Here is a 20,959-nt window from a genome sequence, read left to right as displayed (position 1 = left end):
CTTCTGCATATTAATTACTGTCTACCTTTACTCCTACGCTGCTGATAATGATCCACCTACGAGCTTACTCTTGCGCCCAGTGATCAACCGCCACACCTATACTCCTACGCTGCCGGGAATCTTACACCCCTGACTTTACTCTTACACCCAGCAATCATCCGCGATGCTCCCTGCTTCCGGACCCAGATGACGCTATTTGCTCATTTATCGCCTTTTGAGCACAGTTTCGGACTCCAGTGCAACTATTACTGTGATATTGCTCCAAATCGAGTGTGTTTCAGGTCAATAGCGACTATGCGGTCCGTTAGAATTCCAAATGTGGCATAAAGCAGCGTTTAAGGTCAGCTGAGTCCGATAGCTACTTCGTACGCGGAAATCTAATCGAATCTGCGAAGCTTGCCGGGGATCACGGGAAGGTTCCCCACCGCCAGTAATCTTGCAAGCTCCAAAAAACACATAAATGCCCCAGCAGTCATAATCAGAACGGCTGGGGCATCTCTTTTACTAAATTAAGCCTGAAGCGTTACATACTTATCGCCAAGCAGATTTTTGAAATAGGTGCGATTATATAACATACTAGGATGGGATGGATAAAAACTCAACGCCGTTTCATTGTGATGATTCGCCTTCTCGTGTTGGCCGAGACGATCATAACAGAGTGCCAATTGAAGATGCGGCAGCCAGGTATAAAAGATTCCATTCTTCATCCCCATCGAATCGTAATCCCGCGGTAGCTGAATCGCTAGCTCATACCAGTATGCGGCTGGTTGCAACTGGCCTTTTTCCAGCAGAAGTGCCCCCAGTCGGCAACAAAACTCTGAACGTGGTTTATCATACTGCAAGGTTTTACATAACGCTTCAAAAGCACCTTCTTTATCCCCCAGCCGTTCCCGGCATTCGGCAAGCTTTAGGCAAGCCTGGAAATTATCTTCAATCCAGCCCTGCCTACCCGCTAAAAAAATCTCATAGTATTTGCAAGCCTCTTCATTAATAGCATGATCTCTTAATTCATTCGCATAATAATACTGGTCTCTCGGCGAAAACACTTCACCCTGTGCAACTCGTTTTTGATAAATCTGCAAATTACGATCTGTGTATTCCTTATCCTTCTCATGTGTGATGCAGACATCACTACTAAAAGAAGGACCACTTACCTCTAAATACTCATGAACAGGCCCGATCCATTGAAAGTTGCAGCTGCGCCGAACCAGCCTGTTGCGGCGTAAACTAGCTGTGACATTTCCCGCTTCGTCAAAAGCCAGATTATATTGCATGTTCACACTGTGAATATGTCCCGGCAGGATTTCTTTTAGTTTTTTTAAAAGAATCTGATCCTCTTCCTTTATATAATCATCCGCATCAAGCCACAAAATGTACTCCTGAGTAGCTTTGCTAAAGGCAAAATTACGTGCGGCACTAAAATTATCAATCCATTCGAAATCATAAATTAAAGCTCCGAAGGACAACGCAATCTCTTTCGTTTTATCCGTCGAGCCTGTATCCACGATAACAATTTCATCTACGAGACTTGCAATGGTAGATAAACATCGGTGCAAGCTTTTTTCTTCATTTCGTACTATCATACATAAACTAATCGTAACCATACTCGCCCTCCTACACGCTTTGTTTGAAATTCTTTCTATATTGATATGCAGGGTTTAAGAAACGGACTCCCGCTCTATCCCGCCCGATCATGAAGAACTTCAGAAATATAAAGATTATGTAAGAAACTTTCCACTCCATTCTTAGGTCTATATAAGTAAGATCAAAGGAGGTACAGCATATATGAAATCCAAACGAAAAAGCGTTAGAAACGGCTGGATCTTAACTTCAATATCGTGCGTCGTAATTGTACTAGTACTGCTGATTGGATATAAAGGGCTTGACTGGGGAACGCCCACCACTCCACCCCCGTCCACCAACGCACAAACTAATAAGGAAGCAGATAACGAACCCAGCTCCACTCAAAAAATGCTCGAATTTCCTAGCAGTGATCCCGATAATGGGCAGGTCATCATTCCACTGCATACCACGCTCGCGCAGCTAAATATTGATAGTGGCAGCGAATATGTAAACACAGAAATCCCCCCCATACCTGAAATGACCTTTGCTTTATCTCAAGACATGAAAAACCAAGTAGAAGCAACGCTGGTCTACCGCCCTGATATCGGTGGAGGTTATCTTCTACTTGCTCCTGCCGGATGGCAGGCTACGGCGGTTGTCGGCGCTAACGGTTCTTATGGAGTTACCTTTCAGGATCCGAACCATCCGGAACAAAACATGAACTATTCAGATACGGCTTGGACTTGCACAGGCTGTGCCATCACTGCAATCGGAGCCTATTTCCCGGAGAAAGCCGAATGGGCTGACGCGCTGGGATTTACGATTAATAATCCACTTAAGTTTAGCGAACAGCATATTTTAGGTACTGCAGGAGCTGAAGCAAGAACGGTCAGATATACGCTTCAAGCAGACGCGAATGGCTATCAGAATGAGGGTGCTGCCTATTACGATAAGGGAGAATGGGGTTATTTATTCCGCAGTATCGGAATACATCAAGCTCAAACATCCCCACAGCAGGAAGTAGTGGAGACCCTCATGAAGTTCTTTACAGATAATCATGGACCGCTCTTCATTGCTGACCCAAACGCAGAGAAGCTGGACTAAGGGTGGGAATTTTTAGAGGAAGGTATTTTCAACCTTGCTCTTGCTTTTAGAAAGACGTAGGTGCTATTTTTTGTTATAATCAATGCAATGCGTTGTTTATGAATTCAGACATATATAAAGGGGACGTAACCATGACTCAAATTATTAAAACTCTAACTATTGCAGGCAGCGACTCCAGTGGTGGCGCAGGCATCCAAGCGGATCTAAAAACATTTGAAGAGTATGGTACCTACGGCTTTAGTGCCTTGACCACTATCGTTACTATGGACCCGGACAACGGATGGCACCATAATGTTTATCCAATTGATGCCTCCATTGTTGCTGAGCAGTTAAAAACTATTTTCGCTGGTGGCCCGGTTAATGCCATGAAGACAGGTATGCTTGGAAGTGTTGAAATTGTGCGCGTTGCTGAGCAAGCGATCAAAGAAAATCTTCAGACTAATGTAGTTATTGATCCAGTTATGGTGTGCAAGGGTGAAGATGAAGTCTTGAACCCTGACAGCGCTGAGGCTATTCGTGACTTATTGCTACCACTAGCAACTGTGGTCACCCCAAACTTGTTTGAAGCAGGTGTTCTTTCAGGTCTTGGCAAACTTACTACCCTTGAGGAAATGAAAGAAGCTGCCCGTCTGATTCATAAGCTCGGTGCACGTAATGTCGTGGTTAAAGGCGGCAAAGCACTCGGCGGCGATCAAGCGATTGATATCTTCTTCGACGGTTCTGAGTACACTGTATTCCAAACAGCCAAAATCGAACCCGCTCACAATCATGGAGCTGGATGTACTTTTGCCGCAGCAATTACAGGCGGTCTAGCTAATGGCTTAACGGTTCATGAAGCTGTTGCAAAGGCTAAAGATTTTGTCTCCGCAGCCATTCGTAATGGATTTGCGTTTAATGAATATGTGGGTCCTGTATTTCACGGTGGTTACCGTTTAGAACGTTAGAACTCGCAATCCAATTACACAGAAAAATAAATGGCAGTCCAGACGCTGAACATCAGCTCTGGACTGCCATTTTTATTTACTATTATTGAAAATCCGTAAATTCAAAACTATGCTTACCGAACATAGATTTTTTATACGATTATTTTCATGAAAAAAGCACCCGAATCAAGATTCGAGTGCTTCTGAGCTACGTCCTCTAATTATTTTATCAAAATGGATAAAGCACTTTTTGACGCCAAACGGAAAGATAATTCATCCGCTCCCGGCAAGTTCAAAGCCACATTCTCAGCCTTTTCACTATCGTTGAACAGAACAACTGCAATAGAGTTATCTGTATTCTTAAAAGCTACGGAACGAATCACTTCTTGATTGGTGGAGGCGTCAATGCGCACAGCCTTCGGACGAATAAATTTACTGAAATGGGCCAGCGCATAATAGTCGAGCGTATACGTAAGCTCCTTGGTCTCTTGGTTGACTGTCACAACACCACGACAAGTACTTTTGCCAAAACCCGGTACGGTTGGGCCGTTCTTTTCATCTAAGGCCATATTCCATAACACAAAGGATTTACTATGATTTCTAAGAATATCAATCCCTGTTCTCATTACATTGGAGAAGGCTTGTTCAAACGGAGGAATCCATTCTCCACCAGAACCTTCTGTAAAATGCACTTCTTTATCAGCAAAAGCTTTCAGAACCTCTGATTGCGCTGATACATTGCCACCATACCAGTGCCAAGCTACACCATCTACTTCATCTTTTGCATAATCGAGCACGGTTAACGGATAATCTGGACGATCCCAGTTGTGGTCGTAGCAGAGAATTTTTGTAGCGATGTTGTGCTTAACAAAGCTAGGCTTCAAGTAGTTTTTAATGAAATCTTTTTGCGCCTCAGGCAACATTAACATACTAGGGTAGTGTTTTGGTTCAAATAAAGGCTCGTTCTGTGGTGTTACAGCATAAGTTGGCAATCCGTGCCCTTCAAAAGCTTGAATATATCGAACAAAATAATCGGCATAAGCCTGATAATATTCTTGTTTAAGTTCTCCAGCAATCATCGATCCGCTAGTCTTCATCCAACCTGGTGCACTCCATGGAGAAGCCATCAGTTTGATCTCAGGGTTAATTTCCAGAGCTTGTTGCAACAAAGGGATAATGTCTGCTTCATCATGTGCGATAGAGAAGTGGGTTAATTCCGTATCCGTTTCCTGTGCAGGTCTATCATCATAGCTATAAATATCTCTAGCATAATCCGATGCCCCCATTGGATTTCTTAATACGGACAAACCAATTCCATCTTGTGCGTCAAAAAGCTTGCTCATGACTTCCTTTTTCTGTTCGTTGTCCAGGACTTGATTAATCAAATAAGCGGATGAATCCGTAAAAGATGCTCCAAAGCCATCCATTTCCTGAAAGGTTTGATTCTCGTCAATAGTTACAGTAGTGGTCGCCTCTGCGTCAGCAATTGGAGTTAATTGTTGCAGACTTTGCTCTACAAACAATGTATTCTCCCCGGTGGATTGATAAATTTTAAGCTCTGGCATGTTGTTTCCCTCCATCTTTCTATGAAGAGGCCCCAGTGAAGGGGCCACATTCTATTTTCTAACTTATTTAAGGCCTAATTTTTCTTTGTTGTTTTTCATTTTTTCAGAACGAACTTCTACAATCTTATCCCAGTTGTTATCATTTAAAAATGTTTTGTAAGCAGCTAAGGTGCTGTCGAATGTAGCATCGTCTTTAGCGCGGATCATACTTACAAGCGTAGTGTTCCAAGTAGTATCAATTGCAGTAAGACTGCGAGCTTCAGGCGTTCCTTGAGCCGGGTTAATGTTTTCAAGAATAAAGTGTGGTTTTAGCTTTCCTTTGCCCCACTCTTGCATTTGTTTAATGGAATCTGCGAATGCGTCATTACTCAGCGCTTTATCACGGTCATGTCCAAAGAACATAAATTCGCCCATCCGGTAATCTTTTTTGAATTTATCGGCATTATTTAATTGCAGGTCTTTGATTTCAGGCAAGAATTCAATTTTACCGCTGTCGTTAACTTTATAGGTTTCTCCTTCAATACCGTAGTTCATGAGCTTTTGTCCTTCGTCGCTGAGCAAATAAGTGTAAATTTGAATCGCTTTTGCAGGATCCTTAGCCTTTTTAGTAACATAGCTAATCATCCAACCTGTAATTCCGGATTGATTCAACGTTGGTTCATGTCCAACAGTACTTTGTGGGCCATCAATAGCGATATATTCCTTGCCTGGATTTTCTGTCATGAAGATTTGCAGGTTACCACTTTGTTGCGGTGTTCCATCCAAAAGTATTGTTGCATATTTACCGGATTTCACTTTTTCTTCAAAGGCAGTACCGTCATCAGCAAAGCTGTCATCACTGATGTCACCATTTCTGTAGACTTCATTTAACGTTTTCAACCACGTCAAGTAATCCTCATCCAGGTTACGGTTGTAGAATTCGCCATTTTCAGTTTCCATCGGCACTCCGATAAAGTCCTCCAATACATCTCCCAAAGAACCAGTGCCTGAACCAATGGAGTTAAAACCAAAAGGAATCATGTCCGGGAATTGTTTTTTGATTTGTTGCATAACGCTCTTGAATTCTTCAGGAGTTCCAAAGCTTGGTTTTCCAATGGCCTCGTAAACATCCTTACGGATGACAAAGGCTGTTTTAGCAGGGATGTTACCGCTATCATAATCGTTTTGCGTATTGGAATAGTTAGGGTATCCATAGGTCTTGCCATCTGCTAACTGGAACCAGTTCATCGTATCTTTTTCTGCAACTTTATTGAAATACGGATCATATTTATCTGCCAGATCATTCAAAGGCAATGCCCATGTAGCAGCTTTTTGTACGACTGGAGAGTTGGAATCAAAAATAGTCAACAGGTCTGGCATTTCACCGCCGGCAAAAATCGTATTCAGCTTAGTGTCATCGCCTGTAATGAATTTAATGTTGATGTTTAAATCCTCTTTAATTTTCTTGGTGACAAGGTCTTTTCCGAAATCAGTATTCCACCAGTCTGCATTCACGTACCAAGTCAGATCTGTTGTCTCTTTTTTTGTATCCAGCTTCCATGCCGGTGTTTCCGGATCTATAGTATAACGGCCTTCAATGGAGCTTAACTCTTTACTGGAGCTGTCAGAATTACCTTTCGATCCACAACCTGTAAATACTAATACAACAGCCATAAGTGCCGTACAAAGTTTGAGTCCTTTTTTCCCAAATGCTTTGTTCATCTTTTATTTCCCCCTAAAATGTTTTGTAAGTATTCACTACTTGGAAATTTACTTACTATTCCTTCACCGCCCCCATCATCATGCCTGAGATAAAGTACCTCTGTAATATTGGATACATCACAACAATCGGCAAAGTTGTAATGACAATTGTTGCTAGTTGAACCCCTTTAGTCGTAGTTTCGATAATCGCAGATCCACCCACATTTTGCATGGATTGTGTTTGCGACTGAACAATGATTTCATAGAGCTTCATCTGCAGCGGGTAGAGCGATTGATCGGTAATATATAACTTGGTGGTCATAAAGTCGTTCCACTGCCCAACCCCGTTAAATAACGCAATGGTGGCCATAGCCGGCATGGAAAGAGGGATAAAGATTTTTAGGAAAATGCGCCAGTCACCTGCACCATCAATTTTGGCTGACTCTTCAAGTGAATCCGGTACATTTCTGAAGAAGTTCATTAGAATAACTACATCATAATAACTGAACAAGGCCGGGATAATATAAACCCAGAAGCTGTTTAAGAGGCCTAATGATTTAATCAATAAATACGTAGGGATCATTCCACCTGAGAAAAACATGGTGATTACACCCATGGCAACATACAGCTTACGTCCACGTATGTATTTCTTACTCAAGCCATAACCGATCATGGCACAAAAGAATACGTGGGTAATGACACCAATAAATGTTTTGGCAAGCGATACTACGAATGCTAAACCAATGGTCTCATCTTGAAATACAGCACGATAATTTTCCAAGGAGAACTCTGGAGACCAAAATATGAATCCGCCTTCCGCAAGCGCCTTGCCCGAGCTTAAAGAGGATATGACTACATTCCATAAAGGAACGACAATAATGATTGTACAAATACAGAGCAGGATAATATTTAAGGTATTAAAGATTCGACTATCGAGATCTTCTTTAGCCACCGTACGATTCACAGAAATGCCTCCTTCTACAGAACTGATTGATTATCATTTAATTTACTGGATACTTTGTTGGCGCTAATCAGTAGGATGACTGAAACGATGGAGACACCTAAACCAACAGCAGTAGCATAAGAGAAGTCACCTTGCGTCATACCCATACGATACACATAAGAATTAATGACCTCCGCCTTAACGCGGTTCTGAGAATTCATCAATACCAGGGTTTGATCCAGATTTGATCCTAATAAACCGCTTACAGTGAGAATCAGATTTAAACTGATAATCGGCTTCATATTAGGAAGCGTAATATTCCAAATTTGTCTCATACGACTTGCGCCATCTATTTTGGCAGCCTCATAATAAGTAGGATCTATTTTCGACATAATGGCTAAGTAGAGAATCGTTCCCCAACCAGCCTCTTTCCAAATATCGGATAACGTTGCAATCCACCAGTATTTATTCGCATCAAGCAAAATATTTACCGGTTTCGAAATCAGTCCCAAACTGAGCATAATCTCATTAAACATACCGGATGAGGAAAACCAGGCAATCAGCATCCCGCCGAGAACGATCCAGGACAAAAAGTGTGGTAAATAAGAGATGGTTTGCACTATCTTTTTAAAGCGTCCGCCACTTAATTCGTAAATCATAACGGATAAAATAATAGGAATAACAAACCCTATGGCTAATTTCAGAAAGCTGATCCCTAATGTATTGACTACAGCGTCCCAAAAATATTTATCAGATAAAATAATTCTGAAATTATCGAGCCCTACCCAAGGTGCAGAATCGAGCGTATCAATTACGGTGTAGCTTTTAAAAGCAATCGTCAATCCGTAAATCGGAATAAAACAAAAGATAATCATAAAAATAATTCCCGGGATGACCATGGATTGAATTTCCCATTGTCTCTTGTAATCAATTACAAATTCTTTGACCCTCTGCCCCATAGGCTTTTTCCCGCTCATTGGATTCTTTCCGTTTGCTGGCACTACGGCTAATTTATCCACTTTTTCTTCTCCCCTCCAAATCATGATCCCCACACAATAAAAACGTTTTTATTTTTTTGAAAAAAAAACCCTCCCAAAACAACAAAATTATAAAAAATGATCGGGTAAAATCTTGAACCCATTACATATATGTGTTCTTACCGACCAATCTTTACTTGACTAGAACCTCTTACGACTAATTCACCCGCCAATTTCATCATCTCGCCCTGTTCCTTCTTCTGGATCATGCGAACTAGGTGATTAATAGCCAAAATACCTTGTCTAGCAATTTGATTTCTTACCGTAGTTAAAGGTGGTGAGAAATACTGCGCAATATCAATATCATCAAACCCCATAACGCTAACATCTAGCGGAACTTCGTATCCATGCGATTTCAAAGCTTGAATACATCCAATCGCACTCAAGTCGTTCCCTGCCAAGAAGGCATCAGGTATTTTATCAGGACTATAATGAAGAAAAGATTTTATAGCGTTGTAAGTGCTTTCTTCTTCAAAATACCCTTGTATAATATACTCTTCATGCGTGGGTAGCTGATACTGACGCAAAGCAGCTAAGTATCCTTCTCTCCGCTGAACACTGTCGTACATCTCATCCACACCAGATATGTAAGCAATCTTTTTATGCCCTAGACTGATTAAATATTTGGTCGCTTCAAACCCCGCTTCAAAGGAATCAAAAATCACGCTTCCCATCGTGTCGTTCTTAAGCGGTCGATCCAAAAATACAGCCTTGATCTTGTCTTTCACCATTGCAGCAATTTCTTCTTCGTCTATTCTCAGCTCCTCGTAGATAATGACACCATCCACTCGCCGGCCTAGAATATTGCTCATAATCACTTGTTTATCCTTGGTAACAAATACATTCAGCCCGTAACCTAGCCGATCACATTCACGCGACATGGACTCAACCAGCTTATAGAAGTATGGACCCGACACACTTGTTGTGAAAAAACCCAGCATTTTGGTTTTCCCGTTCCTAAGGAGCTTACCGTTCAGGTTAGGAACATAGTTTAATCGCTTCGCAACCTTAAGAACATGTGATTTCGTCTCCGGGTTCAATACATCTACGTCATTTAACGCGTTGGAAACCGTAGAAATGGAGACTCCAGCCTCTCTGGCAACATCTTTGATCGTTACCTTTTCCATAATGATTCAATCTTCCTTTACGAATAAAAACGTTTTTATAGATTTAAATTAACATAAAAACGTTTTCATTACAATATATTTTTTATTTTTATTTTATCAGAGGTAATAATTGGTACACAAGCTTAAATTTTCTACAGAATCTTATAAACACTTTACCTGTAAACTCGAAATCATTCGTAATACACTCTAAACATAATGTCTTGCTCGTAGTTCCCAAATCCACGGCCATATATGGTTAGTCCACCTCTTCTCCGTCCGCTATTCTCTGCCGTTAAACGAAAGGTCCACTGATCCTGCTCTACTCGTACATCCTCTAAGGTAATATCTGAGATTTGCTGCCCATCCACAAAGGTTCCACCTGCATTAATCCGCAGAACCTTCAGCAAACCATATTGGTTAACATCCGAACGCCACCAAATGGGATTTAATCGTCCTCTAGTGAGGCCAAAGTCGCCCGGACTGGTCCATTTTCCTAAATCCTGTCCATTCATCATAAAGCCGATATCCGACGGCCACTTCTCATTTACATGTGGAGCTTCGGAACCTATTTCCAGTGAAATCTCAATCTCTTGCACCACTTGATCTTGAAATAGATAATTTGGAATCTTGTACTCGATAGAACCTTTCGCAAACCATACAATGCCGGCATTCACCCGTTCCGGGTCCAGAAAATAACGTGGATCATCATAATAGCCGATCAGTTTCTCAGTAGTAGCAATCCCGCAGGTAGGTAAAGCCTGAATATCGGTATATTGCCCTACAGGGATAGACACCTCAACCACCTTTCTGGCAACTCCACGGGAGCCCGATAATTTAATCTGCAGGTAATTCGCAGACAAAGAACAATATTTATAGGTCCCTCCATTTACTCGTCTCATTTTAGAACTGATCAGGCCTGCTTTTTGCAGCTTTGCTACATGAGTACTAACAATTGCACTACTAAGATAGAGCTCCGCTGCCAGCTCTTTGATGTGCATCTCTCTGCGGTCCAGAAGTTCAATAATTCGCAGCCTAACTTCACTTGCCAGTGCTTCATACACCTGCAAAGATTCAGAATCTGTGGTTAAGTACATTTCAACGTCTCCTATGCTTATTGAATTAGTATTTTAACGAATCCTAAATTAATTCATTGCTTATTATAAGCTAAAATCAGTATCATGTAATCATAAAACAATTACTTAATTAGTGAAATCATTAATTCAACTAGAGGGAGCTGTACACTCATGCCGATTAAATCGACAATGATTATTGACAAAGATTTCAGACTAGCTGAAGTAGACCCGCGGATCTACGGCTCATTTATCGAACATTTAGGAAGAGCAGTTTACGGTGGGATTTATGACCCGGGTCACCCTACTGCGGATCAGAATGGTTTTCGGAACGATGCCATCGAAGCTATTCGTGCCCTAAACGTTCCTATCATCCGTTATCCTGGAGGAAACTTTGTATCCGGTTACAATTGGGAAGATGGGGTTGGACCCAAGCATGAACGCAAGCAATCTCTTGAATTAGCTTGGTGGACCACAGAAACCAATCAAGTGGGTACCAACGAATTTGCAGATTGGGCTAAGCTCGTAGGCAGCGAAGTCATGATGGCAGTTAACCTTGGAACACGCGGCATCGATGCAGCTAGAAATCTAGTAGAGTACTGCAATCATCCTTCCGGTTCCTACTACAGTGACCTGCGGATCTCTCATGGGTATAAAGAGCCCCACGCTTTTAAGACCTGGTGCCTCGGAAATGAAATGGATGGTCCGTGGCAGATTGGAGCTAAAACCGCGGTCGAATATGGCCGGTTAGCGAACGAAACTGCAAAAGCTATGCGCTGGGTCGATCCAACGCTTGAGCTTGTGGCTTGTGGCAGCTCCGGCAGCGGCATGGACACTTTTGCCGAGTGGGAAGCTACCGTGCTTGATCTTTCTTATGATAATGTGGATTATTTATCACTGCATACGTACTACAATAACAACAATGACGACACGCCTAACTTCCTAGCCCGCTCCATGGATTTGGATCATTTCATCAGCAGTGTGGCTGCCACCTGTGATTATGTTCAAGCGAAGAAAAAGAGCAAAAAGAAAATAAATCTGTCGCTCGATGAATGGAATGTATGGAAATCACAAGGCAGCAGCCGTGCCGAACAACACTGGCAGATCGCACCGCCAGAATTCGAAGATGTGTACACACTTGAAGATGCACTTGTTGTGGGCTGCTGTCTTATTTCATTATTGAAGCATGCTGATCGTGTGAAAATGGCCTGCTTAGCGCAGCTGATCAATGTTATCGCCCCAATTATGACTGAAAATGGCGGACCGCTTTGGCTGCAGACTACTTATTATCCGTACCTGCATGCTTCCCTTTATGGTCGTGGAACCGTACTTCACCCGCTGATTTCCAGCCCTAAATACGATTCCAAAGATTTCACTGATGTGCCTTATTTGGAAGCCATTAGTGTATACAACGAGGAACTGAATGAAGTAACCGTCTTCGCTGTAAACCGCCATTTATCCGAAGGACTAGAGCTCGACGTGGATCTGCGCAGCTTCAGTTCCGTAAACATTATTGAGCATATTGTACTGGAACATGAAGATATTAAAGCTGTAAATACCAAATCCAATCCACATAATGTGATGCCTAGCCAAGGCAAAGCCGTTGTTGAGGGTGGACATGTAAAAGCCCTTCTCGCAAAAGCTTCCTGGAATGTGATTCGACTGCGTGTGAACGGCTAAGTTAACTTGTAATAGTCATAGAAACGCCCCCATGAATCTTTAATAAGCCTTAGATTCATGGGGGCGTCTTCGTTATTTCATTCTGAAAATTGTCACGGATTGCTTCGGAAATTCATAAGTAAAGCTGCTTCCTTCTGTCTTAAAGCTGGTTTGTTTCGGAGAGACCCGCTGCTTATTCTCAAAGTTATTTTCGTCCTCAAGCTGGTATCCCGACATTTCATAGACTTCGATGGTCAGTGCTTCTTTTACCAAAGATTCCAGTACAACCTTTGCAGAAACACTGTTCTCTTGTACATTTACTGTCTTGAGGATAATATCCCCCGTTAAATCTTCCACACTTGCCGTGTAATACAGCGGTTCAATGACCGGAAGTTTATCTTCTGTCTCATTCACCAGTTCTCCGTTAATAAAAGTACGGATATGTCTGCCCACTACTTCTAACTTAAGATCGTATTCTACATCTGTTTCAACCGTAAACATAGCATGCGTCAGAACAGAATTTCTTCCGTTGATAATTGAGGCCACAATCGAATCCTGATTCTGCCAGCCACCCAGCTCCCAGTACAAATGATTCTGATCATCCGCTTTACCAAAATAGAAGATAAACCCTTTATTTCCTGCGGTTCGTGTAGCCTTAAAATGCAAAGTATAGTTTTCCCACTCTGTCTCACCAAGCTCTTGTGTCCGTTTAGCCGTTCTGTTCTGAGCAGGGTCAGGCAGATTTGAAACCTCCTCTGATAAGTCAGAATACGTCTTCACTTCTCCCGTAAGATTGTTGACTAATGTGATCTCGGAGAAACGAGCAGCAGAGGCATCCACACCGAAACTGATGGCTCCAGTGATCGCTTCCTTTCTGCTTTCCTTCGTTGCCGTGAAGCCATCTGCTTCCATCTTCAGCAAATGATCTCCCTGATGGTTCATGAATAGCTTTTGCACATAATAGTTTGCCGTTCCGTACACTTCATGATTATTGAACCAGATCAGGTCCGGCTTCCAGTTGATATAATCCACATTACAGAGCATTGGAGCATAACAAGCTAAGCCAACGGCATGAGCATTATTTTGCAGACCTGTCATAAATGCTGCTTCTACTAATGCATTGTAATAGGTATTGCCCCATGAAGCATATTCACCGAGGAATACCTTTGGCTCATCCGCTTTGAAGTCATCATAACGATGATGATTAGCCAGGAACCATTCAGGTGTACAGTAATAATGCTCGTCTACGAGGTCAGACTTATTCTCTTTTGCCGACGTCCAGCCCCGTTCATATTCCTGGCCGGCAGAGAACGGGCCACTAGAATTAATGACCTTGATTTCCGGATATTTTGCTTTGATGGCTTGATGAAAGTAAGGATATCTCTCGAAAAAGGGTGCGCCTACCTCTTCATTCCCAATGCCGACATACTCCAGCCCAAAAGGCTCGGGGTGACCCAGTTCTGCACGAATGCCTCCCCACTTCGTGGAAGAATCCCCCTTGGCGAATTCAATTAAATCCAAAGCATCCTCAATCCAAGGCGTTAATTCATCCAGCGGGACCATCCGTTTATGATGCGGGTCATAGCCGCCCGGAAGAACGGGGATCGGCTTAGCTCCAATATCCTCACAGAACTGAAAATATTCATAATAACCTAACCCAAGCGTCTGATTATATGACCAGTTATTGCGTCTTGCCGGTCTTTGTGCAACATCCCCAATCGTATTCTTCCATCTGTACATGGAGTCTCTGTCATCTGGATCCAAGGAACCGTCATGCACCAGACATCCTCCTGGGAACCGCATAAATTTAGGTTTTAAATCAGCGAGCAGCAGCGAAATATCTTCACGCATGCCTCCGGGTCTATTCTTAAAGGTCTTCTCAGGAAACAGAGAAACCATATCCAGATATACCTTCCCGCTACCTTTGGTAACGATTACAAGACGACTGCTTGTGTCAGTGCTATTAGCTGTGATAACGGCTTCATATCGGTTCCATTCCGAGCTGCTAACGGCTATTTCCACTTCACCAAGAATGGTGCCGTCTGTGCTTTCGATGTTTACGGTAAGCGGCACATCAAAGCTTGTCTCCCGGCGGGCATACACCGAGAAGTTATAATTCTCGCCTTCTTTTACCGGAATACCACTGTTAAAGCCTAGATTCATCAGGCCAACGCCGTCACCTTCAGCCACAATATCGATGGCAACATAATGTTGGTTACGATCATTTAAGGGCTTGCTGTCTTCTACAGAGATATTCACCTTTCCATCTCCACGTTCTACAGGCTCCCAAGCCATCAGCGCATGATAATCTGCCCGGTCAATCGGGTCGAATTCAAAAGATCGGTTCTGAACTAGCTCAGCGTAAAGCCCACCATCGGCCGCATGATTCAAATCCTCGAAGAAAATACCGAATAGATCGCCTAACTCCGCCCCCCGCTGCTGCGTATGTATCGTCAATTTTCCTTCTGTTTTCATTCTTTTGTCTTCCTCCTTGTGAATTCCAATTTGATTTATATTTATATTACTTAGTTCATATCAATATAAATCATTATAATAACTCCTCTCTACATTCGTCAATTCGAAAACGAAAAACTGACACCGAATACCCCTCGATGTCAGTTCACACTAGGAAGCCCCCTAGTATAGGTTATAAAGAATACGTAAATTGATAGCTGCCCGAACCTATTTCGAGTCTCACTCCGTTATCGACCAAGCTGATGCTGTGCACGCCTCTGGACTGCTCTACAGGAACTCCATTTTCTAATAACCCTAGTTGATTGGCTCCAGGCAGAACGACAATACCGTTGGTATTGGCAGGAATCGTAACGTGGATCACCATTCCATTATCCTCTGATCGCCGCCACGCTGACTCCACTTTTCCGTACATGGTTTCAAGACTAGCTTCTGCATAATCCAGACCGGGGCCTGGCTGTGGCTTGATATGAACGATTTTGAAGCCAGGCTCCAACTCATCTGTTCCAATTCCTGCAACGTAACGATACAACCATTCACCTATTGCGCCATAGGCGTAATGATTGAAAGAATTCATATCTGCACTCCAGAAGCTGCCGTCCTCCTTGATCCCATCCCAATGCTCCCAAATCGTCGTCGCACCTTTCGTCACCTGATACAGCCATGATGGATAATCCTTTTGAAAAAGAAGCTTATACGCGAGTTCGTTATTTCCAATCTCGCTGAGCACAGGATTCAGATAAGGTGTGCCCACGAATCCAGTAGTCAGATGATCCTTAGCTTCAGCAAGCAGCTCAGTGAGCTTCTGAATTGCACGTTCTTTGGCGACCCCTTCTACAAGATCGAAACGTAAGGCTAATATCTGTGCAGTCTGTGTAGAGACGGATAACCTTCCCGCAGGTGTTATGAACTCATCACTGAATGCTTTTATAATTTTGGCGTGCAGCTCACTATAATAGTCCACGTCCTCCGATTTTTCTAAGGCTATTGCCGCTTTCAAAGTCAGAGAAACAGAATAGGCATAAAAAGCGGTGGCGACATAATCCCGATCTGTAGCCCCTACATAGCTGTCTGGCTTGGAATCAAGCGCCAACCAATCGCCGAAATGAAACCCAGTATTCCATAGATAGGGATTGCTTCCCTGTGCATAAATATAAGAAATCCATTGTTTCATGCTCTCGTATTGCTCTGCAAGCAGCCTTTTGTCGCCATACATTTCATAGATTGTCCATGGACAGATCGTAGCTGCATCTCCCCAGGCCGCAGAAGAATGGTTAGTATCTCCGTCGCCAGGAGGAGCTGCTCTCAGCTCTGGAATAAAAAACGGAATGCCGCCCTCAGGGGTTTGGTCTGCCTTCAAATCCCGCAGCCATTTCGTAAAGAATGGTGCCGTATTCATCAAATAAGAGGCTGTGCGGACAAACATCTGAGCATCCCCCGTCCAGCCGAGCCGCTCATCACGCTGTGGACAATCAGTAGGCACATCGAGGAAATTCCCTTTTTGCCCCCACAGGATATTGTGATGCAGTTGATTCACAAGTGGATCTGAGCACTGAAAATCACCCGTACGTTCCATATTGGAGTGCATCACAATTCCTGTGAAATCCTCTAGTTGAAGATCTGCTGAGAACCCACTAAGCTTCACATACCGAAAACCTTGGAAAGTGAAGTGTGGTTCATACGTCTCTTGCTCTCCACCTTTCAGAGTATAGCGGATGCACTGTTTCGCTTTACGCATATTCTCCGTGTAGAAATTTCCGTCCCGGTCTAATATTTCAGCATGCTGAAGTTCTACCGCCTGACCAGATTGACCTTTTACATTAAATTTTAACCACCCTACCATGTTCTGGCCCATGTCCAGCACTCTATCTCCCTGGGGGGTAGTCAGCAGTGCAATCGGCTTCAAGGTTTCAACTTGTGTCACTGGCACATTTTCCTGGGCAACGATGATCGCTTTGGAATAGTTAATAATCTCCACTGGATGCCAACCTTCTGATGAAGGATCGGTGATATCCAGCTCCAGCCGAGCATCATAGGTTTCACCATTATAAATTTCAGACATCATAATTGCGCTTTTTGCAGCCTGCCAATTCTGATTTGAGCTAATAAGCTCATTTGAACCGTCTGCGTACCGGATATGAAGCTCCAGCAGAAGTGAAGTCTTTGATCCATATATCTCCTTTTGATTATCCCAGCCTAAATACCCTCTGTACCAGCCATTGCCTAACAGTGCGCCTAACGCATTCGCACCTTCATGCAGAAGCTTTGTGACATCATAAGTTTGATATTGCAGCCGTTTACTGTAACTGGTCCAGCCTGGAGTAAAATAATGATCTCCCACCCGACTTCCGTTCAGCTGCAGTTCATACAAGCCCAAAGCAGTAACATAAATCCTTGCACTTTCCACTGGACCTTTTACATCCACGAATGTACGAAGCTGTGGGCAAATCTCAAAATCTTTTGAAAAAGAGGCTGTAGGAGCGCTGATCCACTCCGCCTGCCAATTCCCTGCATCTAATAGTCCGGTTTCAAAAAATGCAACCTCAGACCAACCCGAGTCTGTTGCATTCTGATTCCATGCCCGAACCCGATAATAGTAACGCGTGCGAGCTTCCAGCAGCAGACCTTCAAGCTCAACATGGATCGATTGAGAAGACTTTACTTCCTCTGTATCCCATAGCTTGCCTTGAAAAAGCATATTCTCAGCCACTTGAATTTGATAAGCAGACTGCATGCAGTCCCTGTCATCTGTAACTAACTGCCAACTGATTCTGGGTCTGATCACATCAATTCCTAGCGGATTTTCTTTGTACTCACAACGAAGCTTAGTGATTGCGAACATATAGATAAAAACCTCCTTCTATAGCGACAAATTAGTCTTTGCCCTATAATTATAGCTGCGTTACCGCTTTCATCACCCGGTAATAAGGACATCATATCCCTGCAATTATGCCATAACTCTGGAAAGGGGAATTCAATATGCAACGAACCACCGAGTTGTTCAAAAATGAAGTCTTTTTTCAAAACGATCTGCATCTGCTGGTTAACCGCTATTCAGAGAACTTCCATGCCCCTTTTCATGCACATGAATTTATTGAGTATTGCTATGTAGCTGAAGGAAGAGGTTTTCATCACCTTGAAAATGAGATCTTTCCCGTTAGAAAAGGAATGCTGTTTGTGATTCCTGTAGGTGCTCCCCATGTGTTCCGTCCAGCATCTTCTGATACTTTAGGGAATCGCCTGATCGTCTATAATTGCCTTTTTGATATGCAAATGGTGGAGCAATTAAATATCGTCCTTCAAGAGCCATCTATCCGGGAGCACCTAACCACTCTTGGGAGTAGCAGCTCATCTTACTTTTCCGTCTCAGATCTAGATGGCTCTATTGAGCGCTTAATGCTGAATTTATATCATGAAATGTCGGTATCCGGTATGGGCTCCAAAACAATGCTTTACACCCTGCTGAGTCAATTAATCATAGCAGTGTACAGGCAAAAATACGGAGAAGATGACAAATCTACGATGGATATGGCTGACTTCACGCAAGTCATTCAATACCTAGAGCATAATCTGTCGGAGAAGATTACACTTGCCGAATTAGCCCGTATTACACAGTGGAGCAGCAGGCATCTTCAGCGTATGTTCCACAAGCATACTGGCCAGTCCTTTGGGACCTACTTGAAGAATCTGCGAATGCATAAAAGCTGTGAATTGCTGCGTACTTCTGGACATAAAATTAATACGATTGCCGAGTTAGTTGGTTACCGTGACATCGACTCCTTTAACGCTGTATTCAAAAAAATAGTCGGCCAGACACCCATCGCGTACCGCAAGCTCTACAGATCATAAAAAAGCCGATGTCGTATGAACATCCATACAACATCGGCCCTATTAATTTATTGATTAGTGATCTGTTTAAGTAAAAACTCAACAAAATCAGTTGATTTAGTCTTACTGTCATCTTGCCCTAACGTTCCGATGATCATCTGGTTAGAATGGATAGGGAGTTCTGTAGCAAAATCCGTATCTGTGATATCTATGCCAGTAATCAGCTCTTGACCACTCTCCGGGTTAGTCATACGTTTCAAACGGTTATCGTCCAGAGGAAGTCCTGCGGATTTAATAAACGACTCCAGATTTTGCAGTCCCGACTGCTGGCCAATCCATTCAAAAGTAGCATCATCCATAATCAGGATATCCGGATGGTCGGCTGCCAGCATCGCCATAGCCCGCTGCATATAGCTCATATCCAAGACTCCACCGTCCGTCCCACCTGTTGAGGGTAGATAAACGATTTCTGCCTCCACTCTCTTCCAGGTCGGGTAACGTTTGATAATCTCTTGTTTTAGCTCTTCATTCTTACCTGACGAGTCCTGAGATTCATAGTTGCCTAGGAACATGATTCGAACATCTACCGGTGGGAGCGTAGCTTCATATTTTCTTTCCTGCCACTGATCATAGAGCGCTTTCCCCCCAAAGATAACTACTAGCAGCACGATAATAGAAATAATAGTGTGCGTTTTGTAGAGCCGAAAGAAATTCTCCGATTTACGTGCTACGCCGGACATGGCTCCCCACTTCTCCAGGCGCTTGTCCTCCGCTTCCTGAATCTCCTTCTGATCCAAGCCATCTAGGATGGTTTTGTAAGCGCGGAATTCCTCTTCATAAGCTGCGACCTCATCTTCAGTCGAATTCGATCGACGGCGTTTCAAATGAATATCTAACCTTTTGTTCAATTCCTCCCGGGTAACGTCTTCAGGCAAGTTCAAACGCTCATAGGCTTGCTTTAGCTTCTCATTCAAAATGATGTCTCCTTCCTGATGCTTTTCGTCATTTCAGATCGTTAATTTGGTTCTATGTATTGAATTCTTGTGGCAGTAAAAGTATGGGCTAAGCAGTAAAAAAAACATCGCAGGAACTCAAGTAAACTATATCATGTTGTGCTAGACGGTAACAAGTAAGCGTTTATCTAATCCAAACCATGCAGCTGCTTAAATTGCTCAGGACTCATCCCTGTCAATCTTTTAAACACCAAACAAAAGTAACTAGCATTATCAAAGCCCACTAGCTGGGCAATTTCATACATTTTTTTATCGCGTCCATTAAACATAAGCTGTTTACTCAAATTGATACGTTGCTTATTGATATAGGTTACAGGTCGATCATGAATTGTTTTTTGAAAAAGCCTGCATAAATACTGTGGCGATACAGAAATAATCTCCGCCAGCTCCTTTAAAGGAAGCGTCCTATGCAGATTGCTCTCTATATAACGCAGCACCGGTTTGATTCGCTCCAATTCATGTGCCTCATTTAGAGGCGATACTAGCTTTCTTTTTAAATCCAGAAGCAATGCGTAAAGATGTTTTGATCGTGCTAAATTGGTTTCCAGCTCATTGCTATCTGGCAGCATAAGGATTTGCTTTAGAGGATTGAGCCATTGATCTTCTTTTAATCTAGCAGGACCAGACTCGCGGATGCCCGCATAGAGCAGCATTTGACCAACCTCTCTGCCATTGAACGAGACCCATGATACCTTCCACTCCTTCCCACTGATAGGGGCATACGAATGAGGAATATCCGGGAACAAAAAGAACACATCACCTGGCCCCACGAGATATCGGCTCTCATGAATGATAAGCTCACCCTTACCTTCGTGAATCTGATGTATTTGATAGTCTGGAAAGCCTGCAGGACGTATAGTTTCTGGCTGATGCTCCCAAAATCCAAGGGTTGTAGCATAAAGCGGCAGCATGCTTACATCTTCTGTTTGGCAAAAAATAATTTTGCTCTCCATAAATAAGTCCTCGTTTCATATTTTGTTATCTGGGACTAAAATT

The 20,959-nt window shown here is 43.0% G+C and carries 15 protein-coding genes; 4 read left to right on the top strand and 11 right to left on the bottom strand.

Annotated elements, in window-relative coordinates:
- Positions 1-509: 509 nt before the first annotated feature.
- Entirely contained in the window at positions 510-1,604 is a 1,095-nt protein-coding gene (locus tag NSQ66_RS11060) for a glycosyltransferase family 2 protein (RefSeq protein ID WP_076142019.1), read from the bottom strand.
- A gap of 181 nt (positions 1,605-1,785) precedes the next feature.
- On the opposite strand from NSQ66_RS11060, the gene NSQ66_RS11055 reads away from it, so the two are divergent.
- Together NSQ66_RS11055 and thiD are read left to right on the top strand one after the other, a co-directional pair.
- The gene (locus NSQ66_RS11055) at positions 1,786-2,667 is read left to right on the top strand and encodes a DUF4850 domain-containing protein (protein ID WP_076100768.1); all 882 of its coding nucleotides are present in this window, start codon (positions 1,786-1,788) and stop codon (positions 2,665-2,667) included.
- Between the two features lie 131 nt (positions 2,668-2,798).
- On the top strand, positions 2,799-3,611 hold the full coding sequence (thiD, locus tag NSQ66_RS11050) for a bifunctional hydroxymethylpyrimidine kinase/phosphomethylpyrimidine kinase (RefSeq protein ID WP_038570000.1): 813 nt from the start codon (positions 2,799-2,801) through the stop codon (positions 3,609-3,611).
- Between the two features lie 200 nt (positions 3,612-3,811).
- On the opposite strand, the gene NSQ66_RS11045 is transcribed toward thiD, so the two are convergent.
- The 6 genes from NSQ66_RS11045 to NSQ66_RS11020 form a co-directional block, all read right to left on the bottom strand.
- Positions 3,812-5,155: a glycoside hydrolase family 30 beta sandwich domain-containing protein gene (locus NSQ66_RS11045; RefSeq protein WP_076100769.1), complete on the bottom strand. Its 1,344-nt coding sequence runs from the start codon at positions 5,153-5,155 to the stop codon at positions 3,812-3,814.
- Between the two features lie 63 nt (positions 5,156-5,218).
- The gene (locus tag NSQ66_RS11040; protein WP_038569996.1) at positions 5,219-6,856 is read right to left on the bottom strand and encodes a sugar ABC transporter substrate-binding protein; all 1,638 of its coding nucleotides are present in this window, start codon (positions 6,854-6,856) and stop codon (positions 5,219-5,221) included.
- A gap of 55 nt (positions 6,857-6,911) precedes the next feature.
- Positions 6,912-7,799 carry a carbohydrate ABC transporter permease gene (locus tag NSQ66_RS11035; RefSeq protein ID WP_036689738.1) on the bottom strand — a complete coding sequence of 296 codons (888 nt, stop codon included), beginning with the start codon at positions 7,797-7,799 and terminating at the stop codon, positions 6,912-6,914.
- Positions 7,800-7,813: 14 nt separating this feature from the next.
- Positions 7,814-8,755: an ABC transporter permease subunit gene (locus NSQ66_RS11030; protein WP_036689816.1), complete on the bottom strand. Its 942-nt coding sequence runs from the start codon at positions 8,753-8,755 to the stop codon at positions 7,814-7,816.
- Positions 8,756-8,934: 179 nt separating this feature from the next.
- Positions 8,935-9,942: a LacI family DNA-binding transcriptional regulator gene (locus NSQ66_RS11025; protein ID WP_036689737.1), complete on the bottom strand. Its 1,008-nt coding sequence runs from the start codon at positions 9,940-9,942 to the stop codon at positions 8,935-8,937.
- A gap of 170 nt (positions 9,943-10,112) precedes the next feature.
- A complete protein-coding gene (locus NSQ66_RS11020) occupies positions 10,113-11,015 on the bottom strand; it encodes an ArsR family transcriptional regulator (RefSeq protein ID WP_076100771.1) in 903 nt (300 codons plus the stop codon).
- A 150-nt stretch (positions 11,016-11,165) separates the two neighbouring features.
- Here NSQ66_RS11020 and NSQ66_RS11015 point away from each other — a divergent pair, with 150 nt between their 5' ends.
- On the top strand, positions 11,166-12,671 hold the full coding sequence (locus NSQ66_RS11015) for an alpha-N-arabinofuranosidase (protein WP_076100772.1): 1,506 nt from the start codon (positions 11,166-11,168) through the stop codon (positions 12,669-12,671).
- A 72-nt stretch (positions 12,672-12,743) separates the two neighbouring features.
- Here NSQ66_RS11015 and NSQ66_RS11010 read toward each other — a convergent pair whose 3' ends face one another.
- On the bottom strand, positions 12,744-15,125 hold the full coding sequence (locus NSQ66_RS11010) for an alpha-L-arabinofuranosidase C-terminal domain-containing protein (protein ID WP_076100774.1): 2,382 nt from the start codon (positions 15,123-15,125) through the stop codon (positions 12,744-12,746).
- Between the two features lie 172 nt (positions 15,126-15,297).
- Positions 15,298-17,964 carry a family 78 glycoside hydrolase catalytic domain gene (locus NSQ66_RS11005; RefSeq protein WP_076142020.1) on the bottom strand — a complete coding sequence of 889 codons (2,667 nt, stop codon included), beginning with the start codon at positions 17,962-17,964 and terminating at the stop codon, positions 15,298-15,300.
- 137 nt (positions 17,965-18,101) lie between these two features.
- Between NSQ66_RS11005 and NSQ66_RS11000 the strand changes: the two genes are divergently transcribed.
- Positions 18,102-18,971 (top strand): AraC family transcriptional regulator, encoded by an 870-nt coding sequence (locus NSQ66_RS11000; protein ID WP_076142021.1) that lies wholly within the window; start codon positions 18,102-18,104, stop codon positions 18,969-18,971.
- Positions 18,972-19,018: 47 nt separating this feature from the next.
- On the opposite strand, the gene NSQ66_RS10995 is transcribed toward NSQ66_RS11000, so the two are convergent.
- Both NSQ66_RS10995 and NSQ66_RS10990 read right to left on the bottom strand, forming a co-directional pair.
- A complete protein-coding gene (locus tag NSQ66_RS10995) occupies positions 19,019-19,924 on the bottom strand; it encodes a hypothetical protein (protein WP_036689727.1) in 906 nt (301 codons plus the stop codon).
- 167 nt (positions 19,925-20,091) lie between these two features.
- Positions 20,092-20,916, bottom strand: coding sequence for an AraC family transcriptional regulator (locus NSQ66_RS10990; RefSeq protein ID WP_036689725.1), 825 nt, complete (start codon positions 20,914-20,916; stop codon positions 20,092-20,094).
- Positions 20,917-20,959: the final 43 nt, after the last annotated feature.

It is taken from the genome of Paenibacillus sp. FSL H3-0329 (genome assembly GCF_037963285.1).
Lineage (GTDB): Bacteria > Bacillota > Bacilli > Paenibacillales > Paenibacillaceae > Paenibacillus_AQ > Paenibacillus_AQ odorifer.
Note: the sequence above shows the minus strand (reverse complement) of the source record. Positions and strands in the feature narration are given on the sequence as shown.